Source organism: Sphingomonas sp. Leaf38 (assembly GCF_001421825.1).
Classification (GTDB): domain Bacteria; phylum Pseudomonadota; class Alphaproteobacteria; order Sphingomonadales; family Sphingomonadaceae; genus Sphingomonas.
On the sequence record NZ_LMLD01000011.1, the window covers coordinates 264,803 to 273,708 of the forward strand.

Sequence of the window (8,906 nt, forward strand, 5' to 3'; positions counted from 1 at the left end):
TCAGAGCCAGCAGAGCGTCCTGAAGCTGCTTCAGTAATCCGAGTATCGGCATCGGCATCGCCCCCCCGAGGATGTCGATGCCGGTCGGATCCGCGCGCACCCGTTGCGCGCGGTACGCAACCCCGGCGGCTTCGGTCGTCGGGGTTTTTGCTTGTGTGCGAAAGGCGTCGCGCGTCATGGCGCGACATCCGGAATCGCAACGCCGACGTCGCGCGCATGACCAGCAGAACCGGTCTTGGCGGCTGGACCCTGAAGCGATGCGCGGGACGGTCTATCGGGGGAATGGCCGCAGAAGCGCGCACTGGACTATACCGCCCACGGTACCACCGTGATCGAAATCACCACCGCGAGCGCAACCGACCCCGCGACCGAACTTACTGGCACCCGGTATCCCCGCCCGACGCCAGCGACCGTTGCGCCTGGCGACCTGCTGGCCGGCCGGTTAGACGCCGCCCGCGGGATCCGGTGCCGGCGTCACGATGACCGGTGCCGGAATCACGACCGGGGCGGGCTGAGGTTGCCCCGCCTGGCCGATCAGCGCGGTGTTCTCGATCACGTCGAGCGCCTGGCGCGCCACCACATAGCGGCGTGCGGCGGCCATCCAGTTGCCCGCCTGGGCCGCGCCGGGCAGACGCGCGACTTCGGCGCGCGCCGCCTCGACCTGGCCGGCTTCGAGCAGGCGGCGCGCGCGGGCGAGGCGATCGGTCGGCATCGGCGAGGGCGTGCCGGCCTTGCGCAGCACCACCAGCGAATCGATCTGGTGCTGGATCGTGTCGAGCCAGCCTTCGCCGGTCGAGGTCGTGATGTCGGGGGCGATCGTGTCGAGCCCTTGGCGAAGATCCTCCAGCGTCACCGGCTGGCGCGCCGTCTGGATCAGCAACGTCGTCGCACGCGGTTGCGCCTGGCCGAAGCGCAGCCGCAACTGCTCCTCGAGATAGCCGAGCCCGACCCCGCGATCGAGCGCACGGCGCACGGCGAACGCCACCATCAGCCCTTCCGCGCGTGTCGCCTGCCCGCCCGCCGCGCTGGCGTCCGTGGTAATCGCCGCGGCGCGCGCCTCGAGCGCGGTCAACTGTGCCGCCAGAGTCGCCTCGCGCGTCGCCAGCACCGTCGTATCGACTGGTGGATTAGCCTGGGGTTGGCCGTCGGGGCCGAGCGGCTGCGACGGGATATAGCCCGAACTGCTCGCGGCGAGCTTCTGCGCTGCGGCGGTCGACGCGGCGCTGCTGGCCTGCAGATTGGCGAACCATGGCAGCGTGCGGACGGCATAGCCCATCAGCCCGAGCCCGGCGACGAACGCCAGGCCGATCAAGGCCAGGATGACACCCATTTTGGGTCCGCGTGCCCGTGGGCGATCGGTCGGCACGTAGTCGCTCATGGCGTGCTTATCCCCGCCGCGCGTGCGCTGGTCAATCGCGCGCGTGTCGGCGTGCGCGGCCGCGAGCGCGACGATCGCGGAATCGGTCGGTGCGGCGGCGATCGCGATGGCGGCCCAGCCCGTCCCGGCCGCGTCGCCGACCGCGCGGCTGATCGCGATCAATGCGATGCGCGCGCGGTCCGCGCCGGCGTCGTCGACCAGCTCGGCCAGCCGCGTCGCGGCGCGCGCGGAATGCACCAGGACCAGCGCATCGTCGAACGATCGCACGACGTCCGCCGCCACCGCGACGGCATCGCCGGCATAGACGGTGACCGCCTCGACCCCGTCCTCGGTCGGCGCCCGCTCGCGCCCCGCGAGATGGAGCAACCGCGCGAACCCGCGGTCCCGCGCCGCGGCGACGACCGCACGTGCGTCGTCGTCCCCCGTCACCGCGACCGCGAACCCCGCTTCGGCTGCCGCCGCCGCGGTCGCGGCGCCGACCGCCACGACCGGCAACCGCTTAAAGAGGTCCAGCCCCGCCCCGCCATGCCGCACCGCGTTCGCGCTCGTCAGCAACAGCCCGTCGAACCCGGTCGGGGTGGGCGGCGTCCAATCGACCGGCACGACCGCGAACAGCGGAACCTGCCGCACCGCCAGCCCGTGCGCCCGCAGCGCGGTCGCGGTGCGCGTGGCGCCGGGCTCCGGCCGCAGCACCACGACCATGCGGGTCATGGCGGCGTCATGCCGCGAACAGCCGCCGGACGCTGGCGGGCGCGCGGGTCAGCAGGTCTTCGGCAAGCGCCGTTCCGAGATCGTCGTCGACCGTCCCCTCGATCGATCCCGCGACGTCGCACGCGCCGTCCTCCGCGATCAGCTCGGCGCGGAGCGTCAGCGTCTCGCCCGCGAGCGACGCCAGCGCCGCGACCGGCGAGTGACAGTCCGCGCCGAGCCGCGCGAGCAGCGCACGCTCGGTCAGCACGCACAGGCTCGTATCGCGGTGGTTGATCGCCGCGACCATCCCGCCCGCCGCGCGTCCAGCGAGCACCTCGATCCCGACCGCCCCCTGCGCGGGCGCGGGCAGCATCACGTCGGTCGGAATCGCATGGCCGTCGTCGCGCCCGAGCCGGTCGAGCCCGGCGGCGGCCAGCAACGTCGCATCCATCTCGCCGCTCGTTACCCGGCCGAGCCGCGTGTCGACATTGCCGCGGATCAGCACGATCTCCAGATCGGGCCGCAGCCGCAGCATCTGTGCGCGCCGTCGCGGCGAACTCGTGCCGACCACCGCGTTCTGGCGCAGGTCGGACAGCGTCTCCGCGCCGATCAGCCGGTCGCGCACGTCGGCGCGCGGCAGCATCGCCGCGATCTTCAGCGTTTGCGGCCGGATCGTCTCGACGTCCTTCATCGAATGCACCGCGCAATCGATGTCGCCGTCGTGCAGCGCGCGATCAAGCTCCTTGGTCCACAGCGCCTTGCCGCCGATCTCGGCCAGCGCGCGATCCTGCACGCGGTCGCCGGTGGTGCGGATCACGACGATTTCTATATCGTCGGGCGACCAGCCATGCGCCGTACACAGCGCGTCGCGCACCAGGCCTGCCTGGGTGAGAGCGAGCGGCGACCCCCGCGTACCGAGCCGAAAACGAGTCATCCGGGCGCCATGCAGAAAGGGTGGGGCTTCGACAAGCTTCGCGCACCCATATACAGAGCCATGATGATCATTCTCGGCATCGAATCCTCCTGCGACGAAACCGCCGCCGCGCTCGTCACCGGCGACCGGCAGGTTCTCGCGCACAGGCTGCTCGGACAGGAGGCCGCGCACGCGCCGTTCGGCGGCGTCGTCCCCGAAATCGCCGCGCGCGCGCATGTCGAGGCGCTCGAGCCGCTGATCGTCGCGGCGCTCGCCGATGCGAAGCTGACGCTCGCCGAAGTCGATGCGATCGCCGCGACCGCGGGGCCGGGCTTGATCGGCGGCGTCATGGTCGGGCTCGTCACGGGCAAGGCGCTCGCGCACGCCGCGGGCAAGCCGCTGATTGCGGTCAACCACCTCGAAGGTCATGCGCTCTCGCCGCGGCTGTCCGACCCGGACCTCGAATTTCCGTATCTGCTGCTGCTCGTGTCCGGCGGCCATTGCCAGTTGCTGCTGGTCGAGGGCGTCGGCGCGTATCGGCGGTTGGCGACGACGATCGACGACGCGGCCGGCGAAGCGTTCGACAAGACCGCCAAGCTGCTCGGCCTGGGCTTTCCCGGCGGCCCCGCGGTCGAACGCGCCGCCGCGCTTGGCAATCCGAAGGCAGTCCCGCTGCCGCGTCCGCTGAAAGGCTCGGCCGAACCGCATTTCTCGTTCGCCGGGCTGAAGAGCGCGGTCGCACGCGTCGTCGGGCAATATTCGCCCGAGGATCTAGCGGCCTCGTTCCAGGCCGCGGTGGTCGATTGCCTGATCGATCGCACGACCAAGGCGTTGCGTACGTCGCACGGCGCTACCGCGCTCGTCGTCGCCGGCGGCGTCGCGGCCAACACCGCGGTGCGTGGCGCGTTGCAGGCGCTCGCCAGCGCACACGGTCTCCGCTTCGTCGCGCCGCCTTTGTGGCTGTGCACCGACAATGCCGCGATGATCGGCTGGGCGGGGGCCGAGCGGTTCGCCGCGGGCCTCACCGATCCGCTCGACGTCGCCGCGCGCCCGCGCTGGCCGCTCGACCCCAACGCCGAAGCGGTGCGTGGCGCGGGGGTGAAGGCATGAACGCCTCTGCCATGAAGATCGGGGTCATCGGTGGCGGCGCCTGGGGCACGGCACTCGCGCAGGTCGCGGCGCACGAAGGCCGCGACGTGATTCTCTGGGCGCGCGAAACCGCCGTCGTCGACTCGATCAACGCGACCCATGAGAACGCGCTGTTCCTGGCGGGCGTCGCGCTCTCGCCGACGATCCGCGCGACCGCCGACCTCGCCGCGCTCGCCGCCATGGACGCGATCCTCGTCGTCGCGCCCGCGCAGCATGTCGGTAGCGTCCTCGCCGCTGCGCCGGTCGGCCGCATCCCGCTCGTGCTGTGCGCCAAGGGGATCGAGGCGGGCAGCAAGCGGCTCGTCGGCGAAGTCGCGCGCGCGGTTCACCCGGATGCACCGATCGCCGTTCTCTCGGGCCCGACCTTCGCGCACGAAGTCGCCGCAGGATTGCCCACCGCGGTCACACTGGCGTGCGAGGATGCCGACCTTGGCGAGCGGCTCGCGACGCGTCTCGCCGCGCGTCATTTCCGCACCTACGTCTCGACCGACGTCGCGGGGGCGGAGATCGGCGGCGCGGTGAAGAACGTCCTTGCGATCGGTTGCGGCGTGGTCGAGGGCGCAGGCCTCGGCCAGAACGCACGCGCCGCTCTGATCGCGCGCGGGTTCGCCGAGATGACCCGGTTCGGCCTCGCCCGCGGCGCGCGCGCGGAAACGCTCGCCGGTCTCTCAGGATTGGGTGACCTCGTCCTCACCTGCTCATCGACCAGCTCACGCAACTTCTCGCTCGGCGTCGGCCTCGGCCGTGGCGGCTCCGCGGCGACCTTGCTCGCCGACCGCCGCACCGTCGCAGAAGGCGCCTTCACTGCCCCCGTCCTCCGCGAAGCCGCCCGCGACGCGCGCGTCGACATGCCGATCACCGAGGCCGTCTGCCGCCTGCTGGAAGGCGCGCCCGTCAGCGACGTGATCGGCGACCTGCTCGCGCGGCCGCTCAAGGGCGAGGCGGGCTGACCTAAGATCCTCCCCCGCCAGGGGGAGGCGGCGCGAAGCGACGGAGGGGGAGGACACGGAACCGACGTGTCGCTTACCGCCCCCTCCGTCTGGCAAGTGCCAGCCACCTCCCCCTTGCGGGGGAGGATCGAGGGTCACCGCAGCACCCGCGCTGCCAGCCCGGAGCAATCCGCGTCCCCCGCGACCGGCCCCTGCTTCCCCGTGATCGCGCGGCCAATCGCCTTGAAGATATTCCCGACCGACTTCACCTCGGGGGGAATCGTAACATGCGGCCGCTCGATTGTCCCCGTCATGTAGGCCGACCCCGGCAACCGCAGCAGCGCATGCTGTTTTGGCGTGCCGGTCAGCCGGATGTCGAGTGTCTCGCCGGGAAACACCACGCTCCCCTGGCCGCGCAACTGGCTGGCGGTCGTGTCGATGATCATCGGATCGACCCGCCCGCGTCCACGCGTCACGTCGAGCCTGAGCACGACGCAGCGCAGACCCGCGCGCTCGCCATCCTTGGCCAGCAACGCGCGCGCCGCATCGAAGCCCAGCGCCGCCGCGATCCCCTGCGGCAAATGCCCGTCGCGCGCGACGAACCCGATCGTACCGTTCGACCGCCCGACCGCCGCACGGATCGTTTCGCCCGGTCCCTTCAGCCGCACGCGCGCGCTGACATTGCCGCTGAAATCGCCGCCGCCGCCCGCGATATCCTGCACGCTGCTGCCGCGCAGCCGGAGGTCGATATCGACCGTGGGCACCTTGCGGTCGCCGCGCTGGTCGACGGTCACGCGTCCCGTGACGTTGCCATGCGGCAGCCGCGCGACCAGATCGCTCAGCGTCAGCAGCTGGTGGTCAATCGCCAGCACGCCTCTGGCGGACAGGATCGGCGACGCACCCTTGCCGCTGACGATCCGCCCGATCCGGAACCCCATCCGCGCATCGGTGGTGTCGATCTTGCCGATATCGATCCGCGTGTTGGGCACGAGCCGCGGCCCGATCGCGCGTTCCAGCGCGGCGCCCTCGGCCTTGCCCCGGTCCGATGCCAGATCGCCGAAATCGAACTGGCGCGAGACGATGTCGCCGTCCACCTTGCTGCGCCCCGCCTGCTTGTCGACCGTAACGTGGCCGGTGAAATCCGAGCGCCCGACCACGCCCTTCAACTGCGTCACCGTCCATTTCGGCTGGTCGTGACGGACATGCGCGCTGAACGATATGGGCTCCGTCCGGAACAGCCCCGCCTCGATCACCGCGTCGATCAGCTTCAGATCGGTCGCGCGCGCGGTCACGTCGAGGCTCATCGCGTCGGTATCGAGCGGCGTGTCCATCTGGCCCTTCGCGCTGATCGACAGCGCATCGCCATCGATCGACGCGGTAAACGGCCAAGGCTTGCCCTGGAACTTCGCCACCGAAGGCCCTGCGACCGCGATCCGGACGGCCGCCCCGCGGATCGTGCCGCTACCGGTCGCGCGGATCCCGTGGACCGGATCCGATACGAAGTGCGCCGTGACGAAACGGTCTTGCTTGTCGTCGCGATATTCGATGACGCTGTCGCTGATCGTCAGCGCGTCGAGATCGGTCGAACTCCCGCCGCTCTTGGGCTTGCCGGGCCGCTCCCAGTTGGTCCGGCCATGCTTGTCGCGGACGAGCACGAGGCGCAGCCCGCGCGCTTTCACATCGCGCGGCCCGAACGCGCCCTTGAGCAGTGCGAGCCCCGAGAACGTCGCCTCCGCCTCGCGCAACCGCACGAAATCGCCCTTGCCCGCCCAGTCGGCTTGCGGGATTCGCACGTCGGTGATGCGGATCGTCGGGTTGAACCCGAACGCATCGACGCGCTCGATCCCGCCGATCGTCACCGGCCGCCCGAACCGCGCGGTGAGCTGCCGCTGGATCACGCCCTTGAGCGACCCCCAGGGGAAGGCGGCCAACCCCACCAGCCCCAGCACGAGCGCGCTCGCGACGACGATGCCGGTGATTTTCACCCAGCGTTTCCCGAAGAATCCCCTCATCCCACCGCGACGCGCCGAGTGGCTATTCGTTCCGCGTGCGTCAGGACCGCTGCCGCAGATTTGCCTCACCTACCACCCCGGCGAAGGCCGGGGTCCAGTTTGGAAACGTCGCTAACGAAGCACTGCGCTCCGTTACGACGACCTCTCCAACTGGGCCCCGGCCTCCGCCGGGGTGGTATCTCCCGTTGCGGGCGTCGCGGTATACAGAACCCTCAGAAATCGATCGCCATGCCCTTCAGCTCCCAATCGCCATAGCGCGTGGGATCGCGCGGTTCGGGGTCCTTGTCGGGCACGATCGCCTCGGGTTTCGGCACCGGCGTGGTCTTCGCCAGATATTCGGGTGGTTTCACATGATCGGGGCGCTGGCCCATCGCGGCTCTCCGGATTTGCGTGTTGGCGTCGTAACCGCCACATGGGGCGCGCCGCGTCGTTTTGCCACAAGTGCCACGCGGCAAACCGAACGCGAAGGACCTTCACATGCCCGACTACACCCACGCCCCCGAGCCGCTCGGCGTCCCCACCCGCCGTGCAGCACTCCGCCTGCTCGACGCCGTGCTCCGCCGCGGCGAGTCGCTCGAATCCGCGCTGCCCGCCGCCACGCGCGCGATCCACGGCCCCGATCGCGGCCTCGCGCATGCGATCGCCGCCGAGACGCTGCGCCGGCTGCCCGATCTCGACGCGATGATCGATTCGGTGACCAAGACCAACCTGCCCGACGATGCGAAGGCGCGGATGGCGCTGCGCATCGCACTCGTCCAGGTGCTGATCCTCGGCACGCCGTCGCACGCCGCGATCTCGACCGTGCTGCCCTTGGTCGACGGCGGCCCGCGTAAACTCGTCCACGGCGTCTTCGGGACGCTGTTCCGCGCCAACATGCTGCTCCCCGAAGTCCCGACGCTGCCGGCCCCCGTCGAACTCCGCTGGGAAGCCGCCTGGGGCGAGGAGATGGTCGACGCCGCCGGCCGCGCGATCGCCCAGGTGCCGCCGCTCGACCTGACCATCGCCGACCCGTCCGAAACCGAAGGCTGGCGCGAGAAGCTCGGCGGCGAGAGCTTCATGCCCGGCCATATTCGTCTCGGCGACCACGATTCGGTCCCCGACATGGCTGGGTTCGGCGACGGCGCGTGGTGGGTGCAGGACATCGCCGCCTCGCTGCCCGCACGCTTGCTGGGGAAGGGCGAGGGCCATGTCCTCGATCTCTGCGCCGCGCCTGGCGGCAAGACGCTGCAACTCGCCGCAGCAGGCTGGACCGTCACCTCGGTCGACAATTCGCAGAGCCGGATCAAGCGCCTTCGCGAGAACCTGTATCGCACGCATCTGAAGTCGGAAGTCGTCAACGCGGACATTCTCGAATGGGCGCCGACCGAGCCCGCCGACGCGATCCTGATCGACGCGCCGTGCAGCGCGACCGGCATTTTCCGCCGTCACCCCGACGTGCTCCACCGCGTCCGCCCCTCGATCATTGCCGAGACCGCGGCGTTGCAGGCGCGCATCTTCGCCCGCGCGGCGGACTGGGTGAAGCCCGGCGGCACGCTCGTCTACGCCACCTGTTCGCTCGAGCCGTCGGAAGGCGAAGCGCAACTCGATGCGTTCCTCGCGGCGCGCAGCGACTACACGATCGCGCCGGTCGACCAGTCCGAACTCCCCGCCGGCATCACCCCGACCGAAGCCGGCACCGTCCGCACCCTCCCCGGCATGCTCGCCGAGCAAGGTGGCTGCGACGGCTTCTTCATCGCCCGCCTGAAGCGCGCCTGACAGAACCTCCCCCGCCAGGGGGAGGTGGCTGGCACTTGCCAGACGGAGGGGGAGGACAGGGCAACCGCTGTTCCGTTTCC

Annotated in this window: 7 protein-coding genes; 3 read left to right on the plus strand and 4 right to left on the minus strand. The window is 70.8% G+C overall.

Annotated features, from left to right (window positions below; genetic code table 11):
* Window positions 1-442: 442 nt before the first annotated feature.
* Together ASE88_RS19465 and hemC are read right to left on the minus strand one after the other, a co-directional pair.
* Complete coding sequence (locus ASE88_RS19465; protein ID WP_235527886.1) at window positions 443-2,089, minus strand: uroporphyrinogen-III synthase; 1,647 nt, start codon at window positions 2,087-2,089, stop codon at window positions 443-445.
* Window positions 2,090-2,096: 7 nt separating this feature from the next.
* Window positions 2,097-3,002, minus strand: coding sequence for a hydroxymethylbilane synthase (gene hemC, locus ASE88_RS08655; RefSeq protein WP_056477540.1), 906 nt, complete (start codon window positions 3,000-3,002; stop codon window positions 2,097-2,099).
* A gap of 60 nt (window positions 3,003-3,062) precedes the next feature.
* Between hemC and tsaD the strand changes: the two genes are divergently transcribed.
* Together tsaD and ASE88_RS08665 are read left to right on the plus strand one after the other, a co-directional pair.
* Entirely contained in the window at window positions 3,063-4,091 is a 1,029-nt protein-coding gene (gene tsaD, locus ASE88_RS08660) for a tRNA (adenosine(37)-N6)-threonylcarbamoyltransferase complex transferase subunit TsaD (protein ID WP_056477542.1), read from the plus strand.
* A gap of 11 nt (window positions 4,092-4,102) precedes the next feature.
* Entirely contained in the window at window positions 4,103-5,080 is a 978-nt protein-coding gene (locus ASE88_RS08665) for an NAD(P)H-dependent glycerol-3-phosphate dehydrogenase (protein ID WP_056477545.1), read from the plus strand.
* 134 nt (window positions 5,081-5,214) lie between these two features.
* Here ASE88_RS08665 and ASE88_RS08670 read toward each other — a convergent pair whose 3' ends face one another.
* Together ASE88_RS08670 and ASE88_RS18340 are read right to left on the minus strand one after the other, a co-directional pair.
* A complete protein-coding gene (locus tag ASE88_RS08670; protein WP_235527887.1) occupies window positions 5,215-7,044 on the minus strand; it encodes an AsmA family protein in 1,830 nt (609 codons plus the stop codon).
* Window positions 7,045-7,283: 239 nt separating this feature from the next.
* Window positions 7,284-7,442, minus strand: a complete 159-nt coding sequence (locus ASE88_RS18340) for a DUF1674 domain-containing protein (protein ID WP_082466406.1) — start codon at window positions 7,440-7,442, stop codon at window positions 7,284-7,286.
* A gap of 106 nt (window positions 7,443-7,548) precedes the next feature.
* On the opposite strand from ASE88_RS18340, the gene ASE88_RS08675 reads away from it, so the two are divergent.
* Window positions 7,549-8,826, plus strand: coding sequence for an RsmB/NOP family class I SAM-dependent RNA methyltransferase (locus ASE88_RS08675; protein ID WP_056477549.1), 1,278 nt, complete (start codon window positions 7,549-7,551; stop codon window positions 8,824-8,826).
* Window positions 8,827-8,906 lie beyond the last annotated feature (80 nt).

Bases quoted from the DNA above. Each gene is read 5' to 3' on its own strand.
- ASE88_RS19465 (WP_235527886.1), bottom strand. From the start codon at position 2,089: ATGACCCGCATGGTCGTGGTGCTGCGGCCGGAGCCCGGCGCCACGCGC.
- hemC (WP_056477540.1), bottom strand. From the start codon at position 3,002: ATGACTCGTTTTCGGCTCGGTACGCGGGGGTCGCCGCTCGCTCTCACC.
- tsaD (WP_056477542.1), top strand. From the start codon at position 3,063: ATGATGATCATTCTCGGCATCGAATCCTCCTGCGACGAAACCGCCGCC.
- ASE88_RS08665 (WP_056477545.1), top strand. From the start codon at position 4,103: ATGAAGATCGGGGTCATCGGTGGCGGCGCCTGGGGCACGGCACTCGCG.
- ASE88_RS18340 (WP_082466406.1), bottom strand. From the start codon at position 7,442: ATGGGCCAGCGCCCCGATCATGTGAAACCACCCGAATATCTGGCGAAG.
- ASE88_RS08675 (WP_056477549.1), top strand. From the start codon at position 7,549: ATGCCCGACTACACCCACGCCCCCGAGCCGCTCGGCGTCCCCACCCGC.